We start from the raw sequence: 25,844 nt of genomic DNA, 5'->3' as shown, positions 1-25,844 counted from the left end.
TATTTTTGTAAAAATTTTTAGAAAATGTCGAAAGTTAAAATAGGAACAGTTCAGATGTCGTGCGTCGCAGACAAGCAGCAAAACCTGGACAAAGCCATTGAAAAAATAAGAGAAGCCGCTGCAAAAGGCGCTCAGATCGTTTGTTTGCAGGAGCTTTTCACATCTTTATATTTCTGTGATGTTGAAGATTATGATAACTTCGATCTTGCAGAACCAATTCCGGGACCTTCAACAGATGCATTATCTCCAATTGCCAAAGAATTGGGCGTTGTAATAATCGCTTCATTATTCGAGAAGAGAGCACAAGGTCTTTATCACAATACAACAGCTGTAATCGATGCTGACGGAACCTATCTTGGTAAATATCGAAAAATGCATATTCCGGATGATCCTGCTTTTTACGAAAAATTCTATTTCACGCCAGGCGATTTAGGCTACAAAGTTTTTCCCACAAAATTTGGGAAAGTTGGTGTATTGATCTGTTGGGATCAGTGGTATCCGGAAGCATCAAGAATTACAGCTTTGATGGGGGCTGATATTATGTTCTATCCAACAGCAATCGGCTGGGACACAACTCAGGATGAAGAAACTAATCAGGATCAATACAATGCCTGGCAAACGATCCAGCGTTCTCATTCAGTTGCAAATGGGCTTCCAGTGGTTTCCGTAAATAGAGTAGGCTATGAACAAGATGGTGCTATGAAATTCTGGGGCGGAAGTTTTGTAACCAATGCTCAAGGGAAGTTATTGTATCTCGCTTCTCACGACCAAGAAGAAGTGGTGGTGACAGAAGTTGATCTTGCGCAGACAGATTATATGAGAAAACACTGGCCATTCCTGAGAGACCGAAGAATCGAAACTTATTCGCCGATTACAAAACGTTTTATTGACGAGGATTAATGACTATAGATAAAGATTTCAATCCATTAGAAAATGGATACACCTTCCCTGCAGAATGGGAAGAACACGAAGCAACGTGGCTCTCCTGGCCTCACAAAGAAGAATCCTGGCCGGAAAGAATTGATTTAATTTATTCCGCTTATGCCAAATTCATTGCTGAACTTACGAAAGGCGAATTTGTCTGCATCAATGTAAAAGATCAGGAAATGCAGGCTTTCGCAATGGAACATATTTCCAAAGCTGGAGCTGATATTTCTAAAGTAGAATTCTATTTCCACGAAACGAATGATGCTTGGTGCAGAGATCACGGTCCTGCGTTCTTAGTTAATAAAAATGGGGAAGAGCCACAGAAAATCATTGTAGATTGGGGTTTCAATGCTTGGGGAGGAAAATATCCGCCATTCGAGTTAGATGATGTGATTCCAACCAAAATTGCTGAAGAAAAAGGACTTCCGGTTCTTTATCCGGGAATTATTATGGAAGGTGGTTCTGTTGAATTCAATGGTGCAGGAACGGTTTTGACTTCGAAATCCTGTTTGCTTAATGAAAACAGAAATCCACATCTTTCTCAGGAAGAAGTCGAAGAATTCCTGAAAAAATATTATGGACAAAAACAGGTTCTTTGGGTAGACGACGGCATCATTGGTGATGATACAGATGGACACGTGGACGACACAATCAGATTTGTAAATGAAGACACAGTTTTGACAGTCATTGAAGATAATAAAGAAGATGACAATTACGAAATCCTTCAAACCAATCTTCGTCAGTTACAAGAAATGAAATTGTTGGACGGAAGACCACTCAATATCATAGAACTTCCAATGCCGGATCCTGTTTATTGTGACGGTCAAAGATTACCAGCATCTTACGCCAATTTTTACATCGCAAACAAATCAGTAATTGTTCCGATCTACAATTGCGAAAAAGATCAGATTGCTTTGGATATTATTCAAAAATGTTTCCCGGAAAGGGAAGTGGTTGGCATAGATTCTAACGATATTATCTGGGGATTGGGAAGTTTCCACTGCCTAAGTCAGCAAGAACCTTTGGTTTAAAAACATAAATCCGCACACAAGCGGATTTTTTTAATCATTTAAAATTAAATAATGAGCGAAATACAAGCTACAGATCAGGTCAAAAAATATCTTCCATTCATCTTAGGAACTGCCATTTTTATGCAAATGCTGGACTCTACAATTCTGAATACATCTCTGCCTTCAATCGCAAGAGATTTGCAGGAATCACCACTTGATATGCAAAATGCAATCATCAGTTATGTCCTGACTTTGGCTTTGTTTATGCCTGTTAGTGGGTTTTTGGCTGACAAATTTGGGACGAAAAAGATTTTTATTCTTTCGTTGGTTGTGTTTTCATTAGGATCATTATTCTGCTCATTGTCACATAATCTTACCGAATTGGTGATTTCCAGGGTTGTTCAGGGCGTTGGTGGCAGTTTGATGACGCCTGTCGGGAAATTAGCTTTGATTAGGGCATTCAACAAAAATGAACTTTTGAAAGCGATGAATTTCGCAATCATTCCCGCATTAATTGGTCCGGTTATGGGACCTTTGGTTGGCGGCTACATTGTGGATTATATGACCTGGCACTGGATCTTTCTCATTAATATTCCGATTGGCGTTTTAGGAATTATTTTAAGTTTAAAATATATGCCCAACTTCAAATCGCCGGTTATCGATTTTGATCTGAAAGGATTTCTCATATTCGCAATGGCGTCTTTGCTGTTGTCAGTTTCGTTGGAATTACTTGGAAATGCACAGAATATTACCCCTGTTTTATTGGTTTTTGTTTTGGGATTCTTGATGCTTTACTTTTATTATAAACACGCAAAAACTGACAACAATCCCATTTTTCCGCTCAATCTTTTTCAGGTTCGGACGTTTCGTGTTGGGATTTTGGGAAATCTGGCAACAAGACTTGGAATCAGTTCCATCCCGCTTTTGGTTCCGGTAATGATTCAGATTGCTTATGGACAATCGGCGCTTACATCGGGCTGGATTGTTGCGCCAATGGCTCTGACGGCAATGTTCGGGAAATCCTACGTCATCGGGATTTTAGATAGATTCGGTTACCGCAAAACATTGATGGTCAACACTTTTACAATCGGTATTTTAATCTGTACTTTGGCAATTCCTACAGTTCACAGCTCAATTTATTGGTTTGTACCTATTTTATTAATTTTAGGATTTTTCAACTCGATTCAGTTTACATCGATGAATACGATTTCTATTGCAGATTTGCGACCTTACCAGAACAGTAGCGGTAATTCCTTGGTTTCTGTCAATCAGCAGTTTGCGGTTGGATTTGGAATTGCGTTTGGTTTGATTGTTTTGAAAATATTCGAAGGCGATACTACTTTTATTAAAAATCAGATTCATAATGCTTTCCGCTATACCTTCCTGATTGTAGGTTTTCTCACCATTCTTTCCGGTTTCGTTTTCCGAAGACTCAATTTTCGGGATGGCGACAATATGAAATCGGTTTAAATTGATATTATTTGGGCAGCTTAATCCGCCTTCCGTTCCCGCTTTTTTTGCCAAGCCATTTCCTCTGCAAAAAGAGCTCCACTCAAACCTAACGAAGTGGTTCATCGATTCAAATAATAAATATATAAAATGAGATAAGTCGGGCTGCGGGTTTCAATATAAAAAGACGATTGGTCAAAGTATAAATTTTTCTATCTTTAAACATTAAAAACTTCTCAAGATGGTAAAAAATAAAACAGTAGAAACAGAACTTTCTGTAGAAGATTACATTAATAATATAACTGATGAAAAACGTCAGAAAGACATCAGAGAATTGGTGAAAATCTTTGAAGAAACATCAGGATTTCCACCTAAAATGTGGGGCGAAGCTATCATAGGTTTTGGAAGTTACCATTACAAATATGCCAGCGGACACGAAGGTGATGCGCCTTTGGCAGGACTTTCAAATAGAGTTGCTCAAATCTCAATCTATGTTTATCCGGAAGATGAATTGCGTGAAAAATTATTATCAGAATTAGGAAAAGTAAAATCTGCGAAAGCCTGTATTTATATCAAAAAACTGGAAGACATCAATGTTGATGTCCTGAAAAAAATCGTCAAAAATTCAGTGGATAATATCAAAAAAATCTACGGATAAATGACGTTCTCAAATTTACTTTCACCGGAAGTTCAGAACTTCATCAATCAAAATATTGACAGTGACATCACAAAATTATTATTGAAAAAATCGCCGTTTCCAGATGTAACGATTCAGGAAATTGTACAACAAATCAAAGGCAAAAAAACGGCTCAAAGAAAGTTCCCGTTTTTATTGAAAGACCATATTGTTTTTCCTCCAAATCTCAATTTGGAACAAGCTTCGTCACAATCCACCGCAGAATATAAAACCAAAGATCTGAAAGGAAAATCATTCCTCGATTTGACCTCAGGTTTCGGGATTGATGCTTATTTTCTTTCTCAGAATTTTGAAGACGTGACTTTGGTGGAGCAAAATGTGGAATTGATAAAAATCGTTGAGCACAACTGGAAAACGCTTGGCAGGAAAGCAACTTTTATCAATCAAAACCTTGAATATTTTCTTGATAGTCTTCGAGATCCTCAGACTGACAGTTTTAGTAAATTTGATATCGTTTATCTTGATCCGGCAAGACGAGATCAGAATAATAAAAAGAAATTTCTGCTCGAAGATCTTTCACCAAATCTTTTGGAAATCGAAGAAAAACTCAATTCTATTTCAGATAAAATTATAGTGAAACTTTCACCATTGATCGATATTTCTTATTTGATTTCAGAACTAAAAAATATTGCTGAGATTAAGATTATTGCAGTCAGAAACGAGGTGAAAGAATTGGTTTTAATTATTGATAATAAAGAAAATAGAGAAAAGAGTAATGGCACGAAGATCACTTGTGTAAACTTGGAATCGGACGAGCCTGCATTTTCATTTGATATTAATGAAGAAAAATCGGCAGTTTCAGAATTCTCAGAAAGTCTGAATTACCTTTATATTCCAAACAATTCGATTTTAAAAGCTGGCGCTTTCAATATCATTTCAGACAAATTCGGATTGAAGAAACTTCATCCAAACACGCACTTTTATACGTCTGAGCACAAAATAGAGAACTTTCCGGGAAGAATTTTGGAAGTCGAAAAAATTGATGGAAAAGATCTTAAAAAAAATGACCAGTTCAATATCATTTCCAAAAATTATCCTTTGAAACCTGACGAAATCAAGAAAAAATACAAACTGAAAGATGGTGGAAATCGTTACCTGATTTTTACTCAAAGCATCAATGGAAAAGAAATTTTGAGAAGTATTTGATTTAATGTATTGATTAACAAAATTTTAAATAAATATTAATTATACAGCCAAATTTTTAAAAATAATTAAATGAGCGTTCATCTTACCATAAAAAATCACTACATTTGCACGCGTAAAAAATAGATATGCAAAATATTAGAAATATAGCGATTATCGCACACGTTGACCACGGAAAAACAACTTTGGTTGACAAAATTATCCACGCAACAAACATCTTCCGTGAAAATCAGGAGAGTGGTGATTTGATCATGGATAACAACGATCTTGAGAGAGAAAGAGGGATTACGATTTTGTCAAAAAACATCTCTGTAACTTACAAAGACGTTAAAATTAATGTTATCGATACTCCTGGTCACGCCGATTTTGGTGGTGAGGTAGAAAGAGTATTGAAAATGGCTGACGGTGTTGTTTTGTTGGTAGATGCCTTCGAAGGACCAATGCCACAAACAAGATTTGTACTTCAGAAAGCTTTGGAACTTGGATTGAGACCTTTGGTGGTTATCAATAAAGTTGATAAGCCAAACTGTCGTCCGGAAGAAGTTCACGATCAGGTTTTTGATCTTTTCTTCAACCTGGATGCGACAGAAGAGCAGTTGGATTTCCCAACTTTCTACGGTTCATCTAAACAAGGCTGGTTCAACACTTCATTAGAACAAACTGAAAATATCTTCCCATTATTAGACGGGATTTTACAATATGTTCCAGAGCCGAAAGTAGAAGAAGGTAACCTTCAGATGCAGATCGTTTCTCTTGATTTCTCTTCTTTCTTAGGAAGAATTGCAATTGGAAAAGTGATCAGAGGTGAGATCAAAGAATCTCAATGGATCGGTCTTGCTCAGGCAGACGGAAAAATATTGAAAGGAAAAGTAAAAGAATTATACGTTTTCGAAGGCCTTGGAAAGAAAAAAGTAGCCGAAGTTAAAGCCGGAGATATCTGTGCTGTTGTAGGTTTCGATGCTTTCCAGATTGGAGATTCTTTCGTAGATCTTGAAAATCCTGAGCCATTGCCAAGAACTTCTATTGATGAGCCAACTTTGAATATGACGTTCTCTATCAACAATTCACCTTTCTTTGGGAAAGATGGTAAGTATGTGACTTCCAACCACCTTAAAGAAAGATTAACTAAAGAATTAGAGAAAAACTTAGCATTGAGAGTTGAACAGACCGATGATGCCAACACGTTCTTAGTTTTTGGTAGAGGTATTCTTCACTTGTCAGTTTTAATTGAAACGATGAGAAGAGAAGGTTACGAAATGACAATTGGTCAGCCACAGGTTATCCTGAGAGAAATCGACGGAGAAAAATGTGAGCCTTACGAATCTTTGGTTGTTGACGTTCCGGAAGAATTTGCTTCAAGAGTAATCGATTTGGCAACTCAGAGAAAAGGAGATCTTCATATTATGGAAACTAAAGGTGAGATGCAGCATATGGAATTCGAAATTCCTTCCAGAGGTTTGATCGGATTGCGTTCTCAGATGTTGACTGCTACTGCTGGTGAAGCTATTATGGCGCACCGTTTCACAGAATACAAACCTTTCAAAGGCGCAATTCCTGGAAGAAGTAATGGGGTTCTGGTAAGTAAAACCCAAGGTCCTGCAACTGAATATTCTATCGCAAAATTACAGGATAGAGGTAAGTTCTATGTTGATCCGGGCGAGGAGATCTACGCAGGGATGATCATTGGTGAGCAAAACAAACCTGGGGATCTTGTCGTAAATATCGTAGAAGCAAAACAGTTGAACAACATGAGAGCTTCCGGAAAAGATAAAGATACCGGTGTTGCACCAAAAATCCTGTTCTCTCTTGAAGAATGTATGGAATATATCCAAAGTGATGAAGCGATCGAGGTAACGCCTAACTTCATCCGTATGAGAAAGAAAATCCTTTCTGAAGAAGAAAGAAAAAGAATGGAAAGAACAGCAAAATCTTAATCCAGATAAATTTTTAAAGTCCTCATCACTGAGGACTTTTTTATTTCTAAATTTGAAAAAAAACAAATGACAAACTTTACTTTTAAAATCACCTGCACAGACGAAAAAGGTTTGGTTTACAGAATCTCAGAAGTGCTTTTGGAAAACGGTCTCAACATCATCAAGAATGACGAGTTTGTGGACAGCGAAAAGGCTTTATTCTTTATGAGAACCGAAGTTGCCGGAATTGCAGATCCTCAAAAAGTGATCGCCCAGCTCAAAGATCAATTGGGTGATTGCGAAATAGAATTAAGTAATAGCAAACCGAAAGATGTGGTTGTTTTTGTCACCAAAGAACACCATTGTTTATCAGATCTGTTGATTAGAAATCAATTTAAAGATCTGAATTTTAATATTCTCGCAGTTGTCGGGAATTACGAAATTCTGAGAGATCTGACTGAAAAATTCGATATTCCGTTTCATTATATTTCTGCGGAAAATACCACAAGAGAAGACCACGAAAATCAGATTAAAGAAACGCTTAAAAATTACGAGTTTGATTATTTGGTTCTCGCCAAGTTTATGAGAATTTTGACGCCTGGATTTATTAAAGATTTTAAAGGGAAAATCATTAACATCCATCATTCTTTTTTGCCGGCTTTTATCGGCGCAAATCCTTACAAACAGGCTTTTGAAAGAGGTGTGAAAATCATCGGTGCAACGGCACATTTTGTAACAAATGATCTGGATGAAGGTCCGATTATTTATCAGGATATTATCAAAGTCACGCATTCCAAAACGGCAAAAGATCTGGCAAAACTCGGAAGAGATGTGGAGAAAAATGTCCTTTCAAATGCTTTAAAATTAGTTTTTGAGGATAAAGTTTTTATTGACGGGAATAAGACAATTATCTTTGAGTGATATTTAGTCTTCAAATATTTTCTCGCCTAAGCTTTAAACTATAAGTTATGACATTTTTATATGATAATGATTGAGTTGTTTCTAAAGAAATAATTTCAAATTTCTCAATCAGTTTTTCTTGATTGTAAAGTTCTAAATATTTTTTTTCTCCAATTTCTCTGAATTTTATTTCAAAATAATCTATGATTTTAGTTGCTGAATATGTCGGTGGTTCCTCACAATGATTTCCAAAAGTTCTGATAAACTTATTCTTTCTATAAAATGTCCAGTTAATATCCTTACAGAAATTATTGTTTTTTGAATTTGTAAATGTTATAGTATCAGATTTAAAATAAATATCACTACTATTATCTGATGTCCAAGGATTTGAAAATGTTCTTATTTTCGTTCTACTTTCCTGATCTATTGTTTTTTTAAAGACGTTAATAATATTCTTTTCTGTAATTTCAATTTGCTGAGCACAAATATAATTTAGAAAGAATAATGATGATAGTATAAGAAGAGTTTTTATAGTTTTCATTTTAAATAATATTTCCAATCAAGTAAACTTACCAAAAAAAATATTTGATTGGCAATAATTGGAACAACTTCTCTAATTATTTATATTCAGATAACTTCAATTGATGAGTTAATTAGAAAATCATTATTTTTATTGAAATAAATCCTAAACAATGTCAATCAACAGACGAGACTGGCTCAAAACAGCTTTCCTGGGAAGTGCAGCACTCACACTTTCTCCACTTGAATTTTTTGCGAAAAATACCCCGAATTTTTCTGAACTGAAAAATGATGACAAAACCATCCGGCTTTGTTTCAATGAGAATCCGTTTGGTGTTTCGCCAAAAGCCTTGGAAGCAATGAAAGAAAATCTCAGTTTATCATCAATGTATGATTTTAAATTTGCAGATATTTTGTGTTCAAAACTGGCAGAGAAAAATCAATTGAAGCAGGAGAATCTTTTGGTTTCTGCAGGCTCGTCATATCTCCTGGAATTGATTACAAAATATGTTTCCCTGGACAAAGGTCATTTCATCATTCCGGATCCGTCTTTCACGATCTTTGAACCAATTGCTGAATTCCTCGGAATGTCAAAAACCGTTGTTCCTTTGACCGAACATAAGCGAATCGATCTTGAGAAGATGAAAAATTCAATCAGAAAAGATACAAAACTGATCTATATCTGCAATCCAAATAATCCGACTGGCGATCTTTTATCAAGACAGGAAATCGAATCTTTCATCAAAGCTGTTCCAGAAAATATAACAATTTTAGTCGATGAAGCTTATATCGAGTTTACAAATCAAAAGTCGTTAAGTAATTGGGTCAATACCTATAAAAATCTTGTCGTAACAAGAACGTTTTCCAAACTTTACGGATTTGCCGGCGCAAGATTAGGTTACGCAATTGGTCATCCGAAAATGATTGAAAACCTTAAGAAACTGCAAAGCTGGAGTGGTGCGGAAATAAGTGTAACGACGATGGCCGGTGCCATTGCTGCGATGGAAGATCAGGAATTTATCGCCAAAGTTTTGGGTAATAATCAGAAAGTGAAAGACTTTACAATGTCCGAATTCCAAAAAAGAGGAATCAAAACCGTTCCGTCTGCTGCCAATTTTGTTTATTTCTCATTAGAAAATTATAAAGAAAATTATTTCAAAAAGCTAAAAGATGCTAAAATCCTTGGTGGAAAAACTTATGAACAAAATGGAAAATGGACTAGAATAAGTTTGGGAACCATGGAGGAGATGAAGGTTTATTTTGAGGCGATTTCTTAAATTAAGCCATAATATTACTAAACTCCTTGCGATACTGCGACGGACTTTTCTGTGTATGTTCTTTAAAAGTTTTGTTGAAATAACTGAAGTTGTTGAAGCCGCTCTCAAAGCAGATGTCTGTAATGCTCATCGGCTGTTCTGCCAAAAGTTTCAGGGAGTGTGTGATTCTATATTCGTTTACAAACTGCGTGAAGGTTTTGTTTGTGATCTTCTTAAAATACCTGCAGAATGAAGGAACGGTCATCGTTGCCAAACCTGCGACTTCTTCCAGACTGATCTGATTTTTAAAATTATCCTTCACGTAATTGAAGATCAGATTGATCCTGTCATTATCCTCTTTTTGCGTTTGCAGATAGTATTTTCCGGCATTCAGGATTTTGAAATCTTTGGTGTGAGCCAGTTCATCAAGAATTTCGATAAATGTAAGAAGCTTGTCCAGATAAGATAATTCTGACAAAGTCCTGATTTTATTTTTCAACGCTTTTTTTACTTTTTCGCCAAATACAATTCCGCTTTTCGCCGTTTCCAGCATAGCAAAGATCCTTTGCATTTCCGGTGCTTCCCAAAATCCGTTTCCAAGAAAATTTTTTGAAAACTGGATCACAATTTCATAATCATTATTGGTATTTTCATTTGTCAGTCCGCAATGAGGCAAATTGCTGCCAATTAGAATCAAATCGCCATTTGAGAAATTTGAGATATTGCTTCCAATTTGTCGTTTTCCGGATCCGCCACCTACAAATATCAATTCGATTTCCGGATGATAATGCCAGACGTGCGATTTTATATTTTCGTTTTTCAGGAAATGAAGACACGTGAAACTACTGCCAATATTGGGCTTTATCGCTTCGAATGCCGGGCTATGATGTTTCATTTGGGTTAATATTTTACTTTTTTAAGATCAAATGTTATCGCTCAATATTATCTTTTTTCTGATACATATTGATTCGGATGCGATTTCATATAACAAAAATACGAAAACAAATTTATATGTCCAATATTGTCTGTTATTGTTAAGTTAACATTTAGTTTATGTTAATATAGAACATATTTGTGAAAATTCAAATGTATTAATTCTATCAGATCAATTATACATTTGTATTGTAAAACAATCAAAAAGGAATATTATGAAAAAGTTTATAAAATTTAGTTTTCTTGCAGTGTTAACATTTATCTCTGCAAATGTTTTTGGAAAGGATAATGATTTTTCTCTTTCTATCGGAAAGGTCAATCAGAAGACTCTGACTTTTGAAGTTTCTAATGCTAAGAATGTTTCAATATACGTTTACACAGCTGACAAAAATGAATTATTCTCTGAAAAAATCAATAGTCAGAAAATAGAAAAGTCTTACAATATGAGCAATATGGCTGCCGGAACTTACTTCCTTGTTGCTGAATCTGATGCTAAAATTGAGAAATATAAAATCACAGTGGATGAAAATCAGGTTGTTGTAGATCAATCTCCGGTTTCTGCTATTACAAAACCAGAATACTCTATCAACAAGAATATTGTTAAACTGAAAATGTCAGATGTTGTAGGTGATGTAAAAGTTTCTATCTACGATACAGCAAACAACACGTATTACAGCAAAAATAACGTTGCTAAAGACGGATTAATCGATCTTACTTTTGATCTTAATCCAGAAAATTCTGAAACTTACATCATCAATGTTGAAAAAGATGGTGACAGTTTCAGCCGAATGATCTCAATGAAATAGTTTCTTGAAACTAAGGTTATATATATTATTTTCTAAAGCTTCACCCTGTGTGAAGCTTTTTTTATGATTAACTTTATTAATGAAATAAAAAAGCCCAATTTCAATACTGGGCTTTTCGTTCGTTATAAAACTTCTTTAATATGTTTGTAATTGCTTGAGATCGTATCTGCAACTTCTTTGAAATTCCCGTCCAGCATCATTTTCGTCATCGCAATTCCCATTCCTTTCATCTGATCCCAGCCAACTTTTGGCGGCATTGCCAGCGCATTTGGATCGGTAAAAATATTAACTAAAACCGGACCTCTCGTTTGTAAAGCATCATCAATCGCTTCTTCTACTTTTTCAGGATCGGTAACATTGATTCCTTTGATGCCAAAAGCCTGAGCCAGCAATCCAAAATCCGGATTGATCATATCAGTTTCATTGTCGGGGATTCCGTTGACTTCCATTTCCAGTTTTACCATTCCCAAAGATCGGTTGTTGAAAACAATGATTTTAATTGGTAAGTCGTATTGTTTAATAGTTGCGATATCACCTAATAACATAGAAAGTCCGCCGTCGCCGCAAAGCGCAATAACTTGTTTGTCAGGACTTGACAATTGTGCACCGATAGCCATTGGCATTGCATTCGCCATCGTTCCGTGACTGAAGGATCCTAACAATTTTCTCTCGCCGGTTGCTTCCAGATATCTTGCACCCCAAACGCAGCACATTCCAGTATCTACAGTGAATATGGTGTCTTTATTAGCTTTAAGATTTAATGTTTCTGCCACAAATTCCGGTGAGATATGACTTTCTTTTCCTTTGTCTTCCACGTAAGATTGCAGGTTTTCTTTTACTTTCTGATAAAACTCTAATTGTTTATCAAGAAAGTGTCTGTCATCATTAATTTTAATTAAAGGCAAAAGGTGAATCAATGAATCTTTAATTTTTCCTGCAAAACCTCTTGTCAGCTGTGCTCGTCTGCCCAAACGTTCCGGCTTGTCATCAATCTGAATGATTACTTTATCAACAGGCATAAATTTCACATAAGGAAAATCTGTTCCCAGAAGTAAAATAATGTCCGCTTCATGCATCGCTTTGAAGGCAGACGGCAATCCTAAAAGTCCCGTCATCCCAACTTCATAAGGATTATTGTACTGGATTCCCATTTTCCCACGAAAAGAATATCCAATCGGTGCTTTTAATTTCTCAGCTAAAGCGATAACTTGGGAATGAGCTTCTGACGCGCCAATTCCGCAATAGATTGCTACTTTTTTTCCTGAATTAAGATGATCGGCAATCCAGTTTGTTTCTTCTTCGGAAGGAATAATTCTTGGATTGGTTCTAAAGACAAGATCGGAACTTATATTGGCAACAGCTTTTTCCTCGAAAAGATCGCCTGGCATTCCTAAAACGGCCACACCTTTTTGGGAAATGGCGTGCTGTAAAGCAGCTTGTAGCATTCGCGGTGCTTGTTCCGGCGTTGTTGCAATTTGATTATAAACCGAACAGTCGTCAAATAATTTGATCGTATTGGTCTCCTGAAAATAAGAGGTCCCGAATTCTGAACTTTCGCAAGTGGATGCGATTGCCAAAACGGGAACATTTCCTCTGTTAGCTTCATAAAGTCCGTTGATTAGATGAACGTGACCCGGACCAGAACTTCCTGCGCAAACAGCTAGACCTTCCAATTCAGCTTCGGCAGCGGCGGCGAAAGCGCCAACTTCCTCGTGTCTTACGTGGATCCATTTGATAGAGCCTTCACGTTTTATGGCATCATTTAAAAAATTAAGGCTGTCACCAGTGACAGCGTATATACGTTTAACTCCTGTTTTCACGAGGATCTCTACAAATTGATCGGCAATATTTTTTGACATAGTTTAATAGATTTAATTCTATCAAAATTTACAAAAAATATTCCACGTAATGATTTATAATTGATAATTAAATGTTAATTAAATCAATGAAAATGTTTTGGAAAAGCTTCTTCAGGCGATTGTTTCAGGATGTTGAGGAGAAACCAGGATTTCAGAAAACCGTAACCGTAAGAGAACATTTGGATGTAAGTAGAAATGACAGCCATCGAAGCAATGCTTATATTCCTAGTCACAATCATTGCGTGAAAAAGAACGAGAAATGTGTAAAGTCCGTACAAAGCGAGAATCAATCCATTTTCCCAAACAAAATAATGAATAATTCCCACTAAATATCCCAATAAAAATACACTTGGAAACCAAAAAGTTAATTTGACATATTTTGGATGTCTTTGATTGAGAATCGGTCTTGCACAACCGAATTCATAAACTTGTTTTGAGAATTTCCCAAAGTCTGTTCTCCGTTTATGATAGACGCCTATATTGTCATAAAACATCGTCGTGTAGCCATTTTCCCAAAGTGTCATCGACAAATCAGGATCTTCGCCAATCCGCATTTCTGAGAAGCCGCCAACGGAGAGGAAAATCTCTTTGTTTACGCCCATATTGAAACTTCTCGGCTGGAATTTCGTCACTGCACTTTTCTTACCACGAATTCCGCCGGTTGTGAAAACCGAAGTCATAGAGTAGGAGATGGCTTTCTGCATCAGGTTGAAACCTTTATGCGCCTTATCTGCACCACCAAAAGCATCGCAGGGATTTTCGGTAAGATTTTTCTTGATATTTTCGATGTAATCTGTTTCAACAATCACGTCGGAATCCACGAAAACAATCCAATCATTTTTTGCTCGTTTCGCACCGTAATTTCTGGAAAGTCCGGGACCTGAATTATCTTTTCGGAAGAATTTGATATCAAGTTGATTCTCAAATAATTCTACGGTTGGAAGAAGTGCGATCTTGGAACCATCATCTACAATGATTACTTCAAAATCCTTGTCGGTTTGATGAGACAGAGAATTGAGAAGCTCGAACAATTCGTCTTTTCTGTTGAATATGGCGATGATAATGGAGATTGTTGGATTCAATGTGGAAAGATGTTGAATGATAAATTCTAAAATAATAGTTAAAAGCTATTCATTATTTTAATTAAGCATAATATTGTCATTCCGTAGGAATCTATACTGTTGAGATTCCTACGGAATGACAAACAAATGTTAAAAATGATCTGGATAAATTAAGATTCCTCCTCCTTATTGATATATTTTCCTTTCTTCGAACCATCATACATTTCATATTGCAAGAATCTTGTTTCCAATTTTCCGTTGAACAATTTAATTCTTCTGGAAGGTCTCAATCCAATTTTCTTCGGAGCGTCAAGGTGTGCGGAGATCAACCAAGCCAAAGTGTTTGGATAATGCTGCTTGAAAGTATCACCGATTTTCTTGTAAAAATCATCATCGTTAATGCTGATCCTCTCATCATAAGGCGGATTGAAAACTATTAATAGCGGAAACAAATCTTTCTCAGACTCGAAGAAGTTTTTATTTCTTAGTGTGATGATATCTTCCATTTCGGCAGATTCGATATTGGTTCTTGCAGCATCCAATGCATCAGAATCGATATCGTAACCAACAATTTTTCCAGTAAATTCTCTTACACGATTCAATCGTACTTCTTTAATCGTTGAGAATAATTCAGCGTCATAATTTTTCCAGTTTTGGAAGGCAAATCCTTTTCGAAAAGTCTGCGCCGGAAGATCCATTGCGATCATAGCTGCTTCAATTAATAATGTTCCGGAACCACACATTGGATCCAAGAAATTTCCTTTTCCGTCCCATCCTGCCAAATGCAGCATTCCGGAAGCTAAAACCTCATTAATCGGCGCAACCGTCTGTTCTTTTCTGTAACCACGTTTGAAAAGCGCATCGCCGGAACTGTCAAGCGAAATCGTTACCAATTCTCTGTCGATATGAAGATGGAATTTGATCTGAGGATTTTTGCTGTCAACGCTCGGACGTCTTCTGTATTTCATCATAAAATAATCTGCAATCGCATCTTTCATCTTCAGCATCATAAATTGAGAATGCGTGAATCTTTCAGAATTGATGGTCGTATCGATGGCAAAACTCTGGTCAACATCCATATAATCTTCCCAAGGAAAAGCGAAAATTTTATCATAGAATTTATTTTCGTCCCAGGCTTTGAAAGTCACTAGCGGAACAAGTATTTTGAGAGCCGTCCGGCAAGAATAATTGATTTTGTAAAGAAAGCCAAGATCGCCGTCACAATTGATGGCACGGTTCTTAACTTCGACATTTCTACCGCCTAATTTTTTAACTTCTTCTGCCAAAATCTCTTCCAGTGCGAAAAAAGTTTTGATCTGTATTTGCAGATTATCTATATCCATTTGGCAAAAATAAGGAATTTAGTTATTGGTTGTCGGTTTATGGTTGATAGAAATCGTAACAAGTTATAAAAACCATCAGCTAACAACTGTCAACAATCAACCAAAAACACTATTTTTGCAGGATGCAATGGTTCGAAGAATGGTTTGATACGCCATATTATCATATCTTATACAACAACAGAGACTACAAAGAGGCAGAAAACTTTCTGAATCTTTTGACAGATTTTCTAAAGCTTGAAAAAGGTTCTAAGATTATTGATTTGGCCTGCGGAAAAGGAAGGCATTCTATCTATCTCAATAAACTGGGATTTGATGTTTTAGGTCTTGATCTGTCTGAGCAGAGTATCAATTTCGATAAAAAATATCAGAATGAGAATTTAAAATTCAAGGTTCATGATATGAGAAATCCCATTGAAAGCGAACCTGTTGATGCAGTTTTCAACCTGTTTACGAGCTTTGGATATTTTGAAACGGAAGAAGAAGATAAAAGTGTTTTCAAATCTGTGTCGGATGTTCTGAAAGATGACGGTTACTTTATTCTGGATTTCCTGAATTCTGAGTATGTAAAAAAAGTGATCGTTCCGCAAAGCTCTGTTGAAAAGGAACATATTATTTTTAATATGAAAAAGCATATTGAAAATGGATTTATCATCAAAGAAATCGATTTTGAAGATCAGGGAAAAAAGTTTCATTTTTTTGAAAAAGTAAAATTAACATCAGCCGAAAAAATTCAGCAATACGCAGATGAATTCGGTTTTGAATTGATCAAAAGATGGGGCGATTATCAGTTAAATGATTTCGATGAAGCGAGTTCGCAGCGTTGTATTAATTTGTTTAAAAAGAAATAAAGAGCAAATTTAAAATGATTATAATTCTACTGATATTAAGCGTTTTGATTGGTGTTTTTCTCGGAAAGTACTTTGGGAGCAAACAGCAATTTGCCAAAAATCTTCTGATTCTGAGTGCAGGTTTTCTGATCACGATCTGTCTTAATGAGGTTTTCCCGGAAGTTTACGAATCTTCTGATCATAATATCGGGATTTTCGTTATTCTTGGTGTTTTGATCCAAATGTTGTTGGAAAATCTCACCAAAGGTTTTGAACACGGGCATCTCCATCATCATTCCGATGATCATTCTATCATTCCGGTTGCGCTGATTGCCGGATTATTTGTTCATGCTTTTATAGAGGGGATCCCTTTATCTCACGAAAAAGAAACGCTCTCACCTTACTTATTAGGAATCCTGTTTCATAATATTCCGATTTCTTTTGTTCTTGGAAGTTTTCTGGCTCACAGCAAAAATTTCTCAACCAAATTCTGGATAATTGTTTCTGTTTTTGCGTTAGCTTCACCTCTCGGAATGCTGCTTGGAAAGTATTTTGATGAAAATCTGAAAGTGTATTTCCTTGCTATAGTTGGCGGGATTTTCCTTCATATTTCGAGTGTCATTATTTTCGAAAGCAATAAGAATCACAAAATGGACTGGCAAAAGATTGTGCTTGTCATTGTCGGGATTTCTCTTGCATTATCAGGACATCTATTTCACCAGCATTAAAAAAAACATTTTCTTTTTTGACAGGAAAATCTTATTTTTACTGAAATTAACTCAATGGGATTTTTAAACCAAATATTCGGAAAAAATGAAGAGCAGGATGAGACCAAAAGTCTTTGGAAAAAGATTGAAAACCAGAAAGATCTTGACCAGGCTGTAGAAAAATCATTTCAGCAGAAGGTGTTGATTTTCAAACATTCCACTCGTTGTTTTATCAGCAAAACGGTGTTGAAATCTTTTGAAAAACAGATGGGAAATTCTGATAAAAATCAATCTTACTATTTTTTGGATTTGATTGCACATCGTGATATTTCAAATGAAATCGAAAGCCGTTTTGGGGTCACGCACCAGAGTCCGCAGCTGATCGCTTTAGAAAACGGAAAAGCAGTTTATAATGCTTCACACCAAAGTATAGATCTGGACAGTATTTAATCATCAAGAAAATTAGAAACGAGAAGTTAGAAAGTTAGAACTCTAACCTCTAATATCTAACCTCTAAAATCTAACAAATGATATATCAAAATTTCCGAAATCATCTATCCAAAATATTAGGCGTTCCAATTGACAACCTAGATTTTTGTACATCTCATTACGAAATAAAAGAGGTGAAGAAAAACGAAATCATCCTGAGACAAGGAGAGATCTCGGATTCTACTTTTTTTGTGGAGAAAGGGTTGCTGAGAATGTATTCTATTGATAAAGCAGGAAAAGAACACGTGATTCAGTTTGCGCCGGAAAACTGGCTGCTTTCCGATACAACCAGCCAATTATTGAATGAAAAATCCAGGTTTTATATTGAAGCGATCGAAGAAAGTATTGTCATCGTCATGAAAGACGGTTTTTTTGAAAGCCTCTCAAAAATCTATCCTGATGTCGCGGAGAAAAATCAGAGGTTAATGATCAATCATATCAAAAATCTACAGAACAGAGTGAATGCTTTGATTAGCACAACTGCCGAAGAACGTTATATGGATTTTCTGAAAAGATATCCGAACCTGATGCTGAGAGCGCCGCAATGGATGGTTGCTTCTTATCTTGGAATTACACCCGAAAGTCTGAGTAGAGTAAGAAAAGAACTCGCAAACAAAAAATTTATCATTTAATTTTTGATGCAGAATTTCCTTTTTGCATTTCTGTTTTCTCTTCAGATATTTGGTCAGAGTCAACTTACAGAAAAACTTTCCAACAAAACATTTTCAGCAAAAGTTATTGGAATCATGGATGGTGACACAATGGAGATTCTATTTAAAAATGTTCCTCTAAAAATCCGTTTAGCTCATATTGATTGTCCAGAGAAACGTGGAAAACAGCCTTTTGGAAACCAGGCAAAACTTACATTATCAGATCTTTGTTTTGGAAGAATCGTTACTATTAAAGGAGAAAAGTACGATCGGTACAGTCGGTTGATTGCAATTGTCATCAATGATAAAAATCAAAATGTCAATCAGGAAATGGTAAAGTTGGGAATGGCCTGGCACTATACAAAATACTCTAACGATACTATCTACGCCAAACTGGAAACCGAAGCCAGAAAAAACAGAGTAGGACTCTGGAAAGAAAATGATCCGGTTGCGCCGTGGCTTTGGCGAGAAAAAAAGAAAAAATGAACCACGAAATTTTAAAAGCAGCGACTTCTGATATTCCTGAATTATCCGGAATGATGAAGGATTTCTATGCAATTGATCTTTATCCTTTTGATGAGAAATTGACGGTTGAAAACTTTGTAAAATTCATTAATGAAGAGAAGTATGGTGATTGTTTTAAGATTGTTTTGGAAGACGAAATCGCAGGCTATCTAATTCTCGTCAAATATTTCAGCTTTGAGTTTGGTGGTGAGATCTTGTTTTTGGATGAACTGTATGTGAAACCGGAATTTCAGGGGAAATCGTTGGGGAAAAAAGCTTTGGAATTTGTGAAGAACTATTGGGTGGAAAATCACTTTAAAGTTGTGCTATTAGAAATCGAAAACCACAATGACAAAGCGAAAAAACTCTATGAACATTATGGTTTTCAAAATCATAAAAGGAGTCTGATGATTCTTAAGAATTAAATATTTTCTCGCAGATTTAGCAAATCAAGCAAATCTTTTTTTATCTGCTAAATCTTTAAGATCTGCGAGAATAAAAAATAAAAGTAATCTAATTTAAACTAAAAATCAATGCCTAATTTACCCAACTCTTCTCCCAAATCCGTTTCAGGCTTGATATGAATCACTTCAAATCCTAAAGATTTTGCAGTTGTGATATTTTTAAAATTATCATCAATGAAAATAGATTCATCGGGTTTCAGAATATAACGACTTAATAAAACTTCAAAAATTTCTTTATCCGGTTTAATAAGTTTTTCTGTTCCGGAAACCACTATTTTACCTTCAAAAAGTTGAAAGAAATCGTAGTTTTCCAAAGCAACCGGAAATGTTTCTTCAGACCAATTCGTCAATCCATAAAGATGATATTTTCCTTCCAGTTTTCTGAGAATTTCTACATTTTTTGGAATATCGCTTTTCAGCATTACTGACCAGTTGTCGTAATAGGCTCGGATTTCTTTTTCCCAATCAGGATGTTGTTTTATGAGGGTTTCGGTACCTTCTTTTAATGATCTTCCGCGGTCTTGTTCTATGTTCCATTCATCAACGGCAATGTTTTTCAGGAACCATTCCATTTTTTCATCATCATTAAAATAAGTTTTGAAAAAATACCTCGGATCCCAATCCATTAAAACGCCGCCGAAATCGAAGATTATATTTTTGATCATTTATTTAAATTGTATTAAGTAAAAAGTATTATGTACTAAGTATATTTTAATAAAACTAAAAATTTGTCATTCCGTAGAAATCTCGACAGATTTTGTTTAGATTATTACGAGTTTAGGCTTGGCGAAGGAGGGGATATTTTGCAAAATAGTCAATATAACTACTATGTTGAAACCTTTCACAAATGTTCAATTGAAGAACTTCAGCCCCGCATTTGGCAAACCTTTGTTAGTGGTAATATTTTTAATTTTCAAGTTAGTCTTATTCTCCAGGATATGTTCCTTTATTTAAATTCAGAGACATTATTACTTCTTGTTGTTTATATTTTGCGACTATTTCCAATGGTACAGTTTGATTTGTATAAATTTTAAATTTTGCTATCCAATTTTTTCGTGATTTTTTGAATCGTATTTTTTTTGTAATACCTTCGTCATTGAAACGAGAATAGACAATCACATCTTTAAGTTTTAACTTTCCTCTATAATTTCCTGTGCTATCCACTTGAGCTACATTAACTGTAATTATGTAATTGTGAAAACTGTGACGTTTAGTATTTACTCTTTTTACACTATATGCCCAATAACATTTCGAGTTTGGAATAGTCTTGACTATTTGGGGAACAAGAATTTCTTGCGCAATAATATAATTTAACCCTAATAATATTAAAAAAAAAAGAAGTAGTCTTTTCATTTGTTTTTTTTAGTTTCTTATAAAATTTGATTGAAGCCTGCTTTTTAAACAATTACTGCTAACGGAATGACAAACGAAATTATTATTTAAAATTTGAGACAACCTCATCCACTTTTTCCAAATACGACTTTTTCTGTTCATCAGTCGCGAAAGAATAGTTGAAAGAGTTTTTAATTAATGTAATAATATCTTCTTTAGACAAATTCAAAGCTTCCTGAACTGCGATGAAGTTTGCATTCATATAACCACCGAAATAAGCTGGGTCATCAGAATTTACAGTAGCTTTAATGCCTTTATCCAAAAGCTTTTTTAAAGGATGATTGGTCATTACATCGGTATTTCTCAACTCAAGATTGGAAAGCGGACAAACCGTTAAAGCCAAATCTCTTTTCACAATTTCATTAACCAAGTTCTCATCTTCCAGACATCTGTTTCCGTGATCGATTCTTGCAACTTTAAGAACATCAATGGCTTCCCAAATATATTCTGTTGGTCCCTCCTCGCCGGCGTGAGCAACGGGAATGTAACCTTCTTTGACGGATGCTTCAAACACATTTTTGAATTTGGTTGGCGGATTTCCCATTTCGGAAGAATCGAGTCCGACAGATGTGATAAGATCTTTATAAGGAAGCGATTGTTCCAAAGTTTCAAATGCTGATTCTTCGGACAAATGCCGCAGATAGCTCATTATAAATAAAGAATTAATTCCCCATTTTTCTTTGGCATCAAGTCTTGCTTTCTGTAATCCATTAATGACTGTTTCAAAAGCAATTCCACGCTCTGTATGCGTCTGTGGATCAAACATAATCTCTGTATGGATCACATTATTTTCATAACATTTCTGATAATAAGCCATTGCCAGATCGTAGAAATCTTGCTCTTGGATTAAAACGCCCGCTCCTGCGTAATAAATATCAAGAAAATCCTGTAGACAAGAGAATTGATAAGCTTTTTTGACCTCATCGATAGTTTTATAAGGAATCTCGATTTGGTTTCTTTGGGCAATTTCAAACATTAATTCAGGTTCAAAACTTCCTTCGATATGTAAATGTAATTCAGCTTTTGGAAGTGCTGCAATAAAATCGTGCATAGTTTTTTGATTTCTCCAAAAGTAATAAAAAAGGCTTTAGAAAATGATTCTAAAGCCTTAATATCGTATAAAAGTTAACTTTTATTTGTCAATGGATCCCATTACCTTTTGGGCAAATGAGTTAAGCGCATCTTTTTCGCTCATTCCGTTGTTTACATTGGCGTGAACTTCCAAAGCTCCGCAAATGTTCGTGATCAATTCTCCGGCAACGTTCAGGTCTTCCTCAGAAACATTTCGGAATTCTGAAAAGCTTTCCAGAACTTCCAAAGTCGCTTCCAGATTCGCTGGTGTTTGGTTTTGATAAAACTGTCTTATGATTGGTAATTTCATATCAATTCAAATTTATTTGATCTCACTGAAAAGTGTGTTCAGACTATCTGCCTGATTGGTTTGAACCTGACTTTTCAAAGTTCCGCCTTCGAAGGCTGCAAATGTCGGCAAGTTGTCAACTGTTGCTAATTTTCTGCTTTCTGGCAATTTCTCTGCATCTACGTAATAAAAAGGAATCCCGTCGTTTTCTGAAGCCAGTTTTTTGAATTTTGGTTTCATAATTCTGCAATTCCCACACCATGTTGCACCATACTGAACCATCACTTTATCATTCTCACTCACAATCTGTTGTAAGTTGTCTTCTGTAAGTTCTATATACATAAATTCAATTTTTATAATGTATCAGTGTAACAGTTTAACAATGATTGGAAAATATTGTTAAACTGATACATTTTTCAATTGTTAGATTAAAAATATTAATTTTTGCTGAAGTATTCTGCAACGCCAGTTCTGTTGGCATTCATTGCTTCTTTACCTTCTTCCCAGTTTGCAGGACAAACTTCGCCGTGTTTTTGAACGTGAGCATAAGCATCAATCAAACGAAGGTATTCTTTCACGTTTCTTCCAAGAGGCATATCGTTTACAGACTCGTGAAACACTTTTCCAGTTTCGTCGATCAGATAAGTTGCTCTGTAAGTGACGTTGGAACCTGTGTAAACTTCATTTCCTTCTTCATCGTAATCAAGATCCTGATCTACAATTCCTAAGATATTTGCCAATTGTCTGTGCGTATCGGCAAGGATCGGGTAAGTCACACCTTCGATACCGCCGTTATCTTTTGGTGTGTTCAACCAAGCGAAATGAACTTCATTCGTATCGCAAGATGCACCAATTACTACAGTATTTCTTTTTTGAAACTCTGGTAAAGCTTCCTGAAAAGCGTGCAATTCTGTAGGACAAACAAAAGTGAAATCTTTTGGATACCAGAACAAAATTACTTTTTGTGCGTTATTCACCGCCTCTTCAAACACATTGATCTTAAGATCATCACCCATTTCGCTCATTGCATCAATCGCAACATTTGGGAATAATTTACCTACTAATGACATAATAATTAAGTTTAAATTGTTATTTTTTGATAGTGCGAAATTACAAAGATTTTATGAATTGAATATTAATTATCGATTTATAAAATCTATCAATGTGAAAGATTGGAAACTAACAGTGTTATTGAGAAAATTGAATTTAAATAAATGTGATTTGTAAATTGTTAAAGACCAAATTGCAGAGATACTAAACAAATTTCAAACAATTATTTAACAATTCTATTGAGGTAAGTCTTTAAAACAGAAAAAAATAAATATTTTTCTTTAAGAGTTTAATACTCTCTTTGTGTTTTGTGAATTTATTAGAAAAAAAAGGTTAGCTAACAGCTAACCTCAAATTTTTATTGATGAAATAAGATTATTTCTTCATTTTAGCCAGGTCTTCCGGCTTTACTGCAATTGCGACTCCTGGTAAACTAACCGGAGCTCCCAACTGTGCTAAAAAGCTTCCTTGTACTTCGCCAGTTTTGTAAGTGGTAAAACCGATACGATAAAGACCCATAACAAGAGATTTTGTAGGGTTAGAAAGCTCACTTGTAATACGCATCAGAGAATTGTATTTGTTTCCTGATGGCTGCGCTGGCATTTCGCTGGAATCATCATTGGTCTCAATACTTGTCCACTTAGCTGTTTTTGCTTTGGCGGCTACATCATCTAATTTAAAAATTCCATCTGCTCTCTCAAATGTAATCCAGGTGTCAAAAAAGCTGGTTTTGTCTGATGAATTGGCGGTATAATCTGCAGAAACATAATCCTTAGCAGTTTGTTTCATATTATCCGGAGCTGGAGATACCATACGTATTCCTAATTCCGGTGCAGCAACTGGAATCCAAACATACAGATAGTACATTTTTTTACCATTCTTTACCTCGTCTGGTGCCGAACCTGGTTTTATAAAACCATAATAATTGGTAACGTCTGTATAAGGCATTCTGATCTCCTTACCTAAAACACTTTTTTTACCTAAGTCAGCTCCAAATTTGTCCAATTTTTGTGAAAATGCAGTTGCTCCGGCAACTACAAAAATTGATAGTAATAATTTTTTCATAGTTTAAATTTTCTAAAACCTACTCTTTATAGGATTTTCGGTTACTCCTCCTTTTTAATATTGTTTTGTTAATTATCACAGTGAATATAATTATTTTTCATATATTATTAACCGGTTTGATGAAAAATTAATATCATTCTTGATAAAATTATATAATTTGCCATAAAAAAAACATCACACAAGTGATGTTTAGTTATTACTGAGTCTTTCGACAGTTTAAATGATTATTAAAACTGTTCTACACAATCTTTAATTCTTTTCATAGCCTCCCTCAGATCTTCTTCTGATGCTGCATAAGAAAAACGGATACATTCCGGGCTTCCGAAACTCACGCCGCCAACACAACCAACGTGTGCTTTTTCCAGCAAAAACATGGCGAAATCATCGGCATCTTTAATCTCGGTTCCGTCAAGAGTTTTACCGACGAAATAAGAAATATCCGGAAAGAAATAGAAAGCACTTTTTGGAAGATTACATTTAAAACCTTTGATGTCTTTCATCAATTCAAAAACAAGATCACGTCTTTTATGAAATTCTGTGATCATATATTGCAATTCCGATGGATCCATTTGCAAAGCAGTGATAGAAGCTCTTTGTGCGACTGTATTAGCACCACTTGTCATTTGACCCTGAACTTTGTCACAAGCACTTGCAAGCCAATCCGGACAGGCAGAATAGCCAATTCTCCAACCAGTCATGGCAAAAGCTTTACTCATTCCGTTGATAACCGCTGTCTGTTCATAAACCTGTGGAAAACTTGCGATAGAAACGTGTTCGCCTTCATAATTGATGAATTCATAGATCTCGTCTGAGATGATTGTAACGTGTGGATATTTCGCAACAACGTTGGCGATCGATTCCAATTCCTCTCTCGTATAAAAACTTCCGGAAGGGTTGCAAGGCGAACTGTAAAGCAGAGCTTTGGTCTTTGGTGTGATGGCTTTTTCAAGTTGTTCAGCAGTGAATTTGAATTCTGTATCAATTGAAGTTTCTATAAAAACAGACGTTCCGCCAACCAATTTTACCATCTCATCATAACTCACCCAATAAGGAGCGGGAAGAATTACCTCGTCGCCATCATTAACAATAGCAGAAAGAACATTGATGATAGATTGTTTTGCACCATTGGAAACACAGATCTGAGTTGGTTTATAATCCAGACCATTATCTCTTTTCAGTTTTGCAGAAATGGCTTGTCTTAATTCTAAAAATCCGGGAACAGGAGAGTAGTGGCTGTAATTTTCATTAATAGCATCAAATGCGGCCTGCTTAATTTTTTGAGGCACATCGAAGTCCGGTTCGCCCAAGGTCAAGCTGATAACGTCTATTCCTGCGGCTTTCATATCGCGCGCCTTATTACTCATTACAAAGGTCTGAGAATAACTCAGTCTGTTCAATCTATCAGAAATTTTACTCATAAATACTTTTTTATATTAGATCAATTTGACAAATATAATTTTTTAATCTAAAACCTTTAGAGTCTTTTAATAATTAATTTGATGCTATTCCAACTAAAATGT

At 35.5% G+C, this 25,844-nt stretch carries 28 protein-coding genes; 15 read left to right on the top strand and 13 right to left on the bottom strand.

The window, feature by feature from the left end; translation table 11 throughout:
- Positions 1-24: 24 nt before the first annotated feature.
- The 7 genes from ACFJGY_RS11815 to purU all read left to right on the top strand — a co-directional run bounded on the left by ACFJGY_RS11815 (position 25) and on the right by purU (position 8,060).
- Entirely contained in the window at positions 25-900 is an 876-nt protein-coding gene (locus ACFJGY_RS11815) for a carbon-nitrogen hydrolase (protein ID WP_379964139.1), read from the top strand.
- On the top strand, positions 900-1,958 hold the full coding sequence (locus ACFJGY_RS11810; protein ID WP_379964137.1) for an agmatine/peptidylarginine deiminase: 1,059 nt from the start codon (positions 900-902) through the stop codon (positions 1,956-1,958). The genes ACFJGY_RS11815 and ACFJGY_RS11810 overlap by 1 nt, the downstream gene beginning before the upstream one ends.
- 51 nt (positions 1,959-2,009) lie before the next feature.
- Positions 2,010-3,407: an MFS transporter gene (locus ACFJGY_RS11805; RefSeq protein ID WP_379964135.1), complete on the top strand. Its 1,398-nt coding sequence runs from the start codon at positions 2,010-2,012 to the stop codon at positions 3,405-3,407.
- Between the two features lie 220 nt (positions 3,408-3,627).
- Positions 3,628-4,044, top strand: coding sequence for a DUF1801 domain-containing protein (locus ACFJGY_RS11800; RefSeq protein ID WP_379964133.1), 417 nt, complete (start codon positions 3,628-3,630; stop codon positions 4,042-4,044).
- On the top strand, positions 4,045-5,229 hold the full coding sequence (locus ACFJGY_RS11795) for a class I SAM-dependent methyltransferase (protein WP_379964131.1): 1,185 nt from the start codon (positions 4,045-4,047) through the stop codon (positions 5,227-5,229). It abuts the gene before it with no gap.
- 125 nt (positions 5,230-5,354) lie between these two features.
- Complete coding sequence (gene typA / locus ACFJGY_RS11790; RefSeq protein ID WP_379964129.1) at positions 5,355-7,160, top strand: translational GTPase TypA; 1,806 nt, start codon at positions 5,355-5,357, stop codon at positions 7,158-7,160.
- 66 nt (positions 7,161-7,226) lie between these two features.
- Positions 7,227-8,060 (top strand): formyltetrahydrofolate deformylase, encoded by an 834-nt coding sequence (gene purU / locus ACFJGY_RS11785; RefSeq protein WP_379964127.1) that lies wholly within the window; start codon positions 7,227-7,229, stop codon positions 8,058-8,060.
- A 10-nt stretch (positions 8,061-8,070) separates the two neighbouring features.
- On the opposite strand, the gene ACFJGY_RS11780 is transcribed toward purU, so the two are convergent.
- Entirely contained in the window at positions 8,071-8,580 is a 510-nt protein-coding gene (locus ACFJGY_RS11780; protein WP_379964125.1) for a hypothetical protein, read from the bottom strand.
- Positions 8,581-8,731: 151 nt separating this feature from the next.
- Between ACFJGY_RS11780 and ACFJGY_RS11775 the strand changes: the two genes are divergently transcribed.
- Positions 8,732-9,835, top strand: a complete 1,104-nt coding sequence (locus tag ACFJGY_RS11775; protein WP_379964123.1) for a pyridoxal phosphate-dependent aminotransferase — start codon at positions 8,732-8,734, stop codon at positions 9,833-9,835.
- A gap of 1 nt (position 9,836) precedes the next feature.
- On the opposite strand, the gene ACFJGY_RS11770 is transcribed toward ACFJGY_RS11775, so the two are convergent.
- Positions 9,837-10,709, bottom strand: coding sequence for an AraC family transcriptional regulator (locus ACFJGY_RS11770; RefSeq protein WP_379964121.1), 873 nt, complete (start codon positions 10,707-10,709; stop codon positions 9,837-9,839).
- Positions 10,710-10,962: 253 nt separating this feature from the next.
- Here ACFJGY_RS11770 and ACFJGY_RS11765 point away from each other — a divergent pair, with 253 nt between their 5' ends.
- Positions 10,963-11,553: a hypothetical protein gene (locus ACFJGY_RS11765; protein ID WP_379964119.1), complete on the top strand. Its 591-nt coding sequence runs from the start codon at positions 10,963-10,965 to the stop codon at positions 11,551-11,553.
- 122 nt (positions 11,554-11,675) lie between these two features.
- Here ACFJGY_RS11765 and ACFJGY_RS11760 read toward each other — a convergent pair whose 3' ends face one another.
- From ACFJGY_RS11760 to ACFJGY_RS11750, 3 genes are all read right to left on the bottom strand, one after another.
- Positions 11,676-13,412, bottom strand: a complete 1,737-nt coding sequence (locus ACFJGY_RS11760) for a thiamine pyrophosphate-dependent enzyme (protein WP_379964117.1) — start codon at positions 13,410-13,412, stop codon at positions 11,676-11,678.
- 83 nt (positions 13,413-13,495) lie between these two features.
- Entirely contained in the window at positions 13,496-14,494 is a 999-nt protein-coding gene (locus ACFJGY_RS11755) for a glycosyltransferase (protein ID WP_379964115.1), read from the bottom strand.
- 149 nt (positions 14,495-14,643) lie between these two features.
- Positions 14,644-15,816: a class I SAM-dependent RNA methyltransferase gene (locus ACFJGY_RS11750; protein WP_379964113.1), complete on the bottom strand. Its 1,173-nt coding sequence runs from the start codon at positions 15,814-15,816 to the stop codon at positions 14,644-14,646.
- Positions 15,817-15,902: 86 nt separating this feature from the next.
- On the opposite strand from ACFJGY_RS11750, the gene ACFJGY_RS11745 reads away from it, so the two are divergent.
- The 6 genes from ACFJGY_RS11745 (at position 15,903) to ACFJGY_RS11720 (ending at position 19,418) form a co-directional block, all read left to right on the top strand.
- Complete coding sequence (locus tag ACFJGY_RS11745; protein WP_379970173.1) at positions 15,903-16,664, top strand: class I SAM-dependent methyltransferase; 762 nt, start codon at positions 15,903-15,905, stop codon at positions 16,662-16,664.
- Positions 16,665-16,678: 14 nt separating this feature from the next.
- Entirely contained in the window at positions 16,679-17,371 is a 693-nt protein-coding gene (locus ACFJGY_RS11740; RefSeq protein WP_379964111.1) for a ZIP family metal transporter, read from the top strand.
- 54 nt (positions 17,372-17,425) lie between these two features.
- A complete protein-coding gene (gene ytxJ, locus ACFJGY_RS11735; protein ID WP_379964109.1) occupies positions 17,426-17,800 on the top strand; it encodes a bacillithiol system redox-active protein YtxJ in 375 nt (124 codons plus the stop codon).
- Positions 17,801-17,877: 77 nt separating this feature from the next.
- Complete coding sequence (locus tag ACFJGY_RS11730; RefSeq protein WP_379964107.1) at positions 17,878-18,471, top strand: Crp/Fnr family transcriptional regulator; 594 nt, start codon at positions 17,878-17,880, stop codon at positions 18,469-18,471.
- Between the two features lie 6 nt (positions 18,472-18,477).
- Positions 18,478-18,975 carry a thermonuclease family protein gene (locus tag ACFJGY_RS11725; RefSeq protein WP_379964105.1) on the top strand — a complete coding sequence of 166 codons (498 nt, stop codon included), beginning with the start codon at positions 18,478-18,480 and terminating at the stop codon, positions 18,973-18,975.
- Entirely contained in the window at positions 18,972-19,418 is a 447-nt protein-coding gene (locus ACFJGY_RS11720; RefSeq protein ID WP_379964103.1) for a GNAT family N-acetyltransferase, read from the top strand. Before ACFJGY_RS11725 ends, ACFJGY_RS11720 begins: the two co-directional genes overlap by 4 nt.
- Before the next feature lie 98 nt (positions 19,419-19,516).
- Here ACFJGY_RS11720 and ACFJGY_RS11715 read toward each other — a convergent pair whose 3' ends face one another.
- The 8 genes from ACFJGY_RS11715 to ACFJGY_RS11680 all read right to left on the bottom strand — a co-directional run bounded on the left by ACFJGY_RS11715 (position 19,517) and on the right by ACFJGY_RS11680 (position 25,742).
- Positions 19,517-20,122 (bottom strand): HAD family hydrolase, encoded by a 606-nt coding sequence (locus ACFJGY_RS11715; RefSeq protein WP_379964101.1) that lies wholly within the window; start codon positions 20,120-20,122, stop codon positions 19,517-19,519.
- 259 nt (positions 20,123-20,381) lie between these two features.
- Positions 20,382-20,810, bottom strand: coding sequence for a hypothetical protein (locus ACFJGY_RS11710; RefSeq protein ID WP_379964099.1), 429 nt, complete (start codon positions 20,808-20,810; stop codon positions 20,382-20,384).
- A gap of 82 nt (positions 20,811-20,892) precedes the next feature.
- Positions 20,893-21,900, bottom strand: a complete 1,008-nt coding sequence (locus tag ACFJGY_RS11705; RefSeq protein WP_379964097.1) for an adenosine deaminase — start codon at positions 21,898-21,900, stop codon at positions 20,893-20,895.
- Between the two features lie 81 nt (positions 21,901-21,981).
- Positions 21,982-22,230, bottom strand: a complete 249-nt coding sequence (locus ACFJGY_RS11700; protein WP_028123091.1) for a DUF6952 family protein — start codon at positions 22,228-22,230, stop codon at positions 21,982-21,984.
- A 12-nt stretch (positions 22,231-22,242) separates the two neighbouring features.
- The gene (locus ACFJGY_RS11695; RefSeq protein ID WP_379964095.1) at positions 22,243-22,551 is read right to left on the bottom strand and encodes a thioredoxin family protein; all 309 of its coding nucleotides are present in this window, start codon (positions 22,549-22,551) and stop codon (positions 22,243-22,245) included.
- Between the two features lie 95 nt (positions 22,552-22,646).
- Positions 22,647-23,279, bottom strand: a complete 633-nt coding sequence (locus tag ACFJGY_RS11690; RefSeq protein ID WP_034967963.1) for a peroxiredoxin — start codon at positions 23,277-23,279, stop codon at positions 22,647-22,649.
- Between the two features lie 355 nt (positions 23,280-23,634).
- Positions 23,635-24,324, bottom strand: coding sequence for a Lipl32 family lipoprotein (locus tag ACFJGY_RS11685; protein WP_379964093.1), 690 nt, complete (start codon positions 24,322-24,324; stop codon positions 23,635-23,637).
- 227 nt (positions 24,325-24,551) lie between these two features.
- A complete protein-coding gene (locus tag ACFJGY_RS11680) occupies positions 24,552-25,742 on the bottom strand; it encodes a pyridoxal phosphate-dependent aminotransferase (RefSeq protein ID WP_379964091.1) in 1,191 nt (396 codons plus the stop codon).
- Positions 25,743-25,844: the final 102 nt, after the last annotated feature.

This window comes from Epilithonimonas sp. UC225_85 (assembly GCF_042695135.1).
Classification (GTDB): domain Bacteria; phylum Bacteroidota; class Bacteroidia; order Flavobacteriales; family Weeksellaceae; genus Epilithonimonas.
Note: the sequence above shows the minus strand (reverse complement) of the source record. Positions and strands in the feature narration are given on the sequence as shown.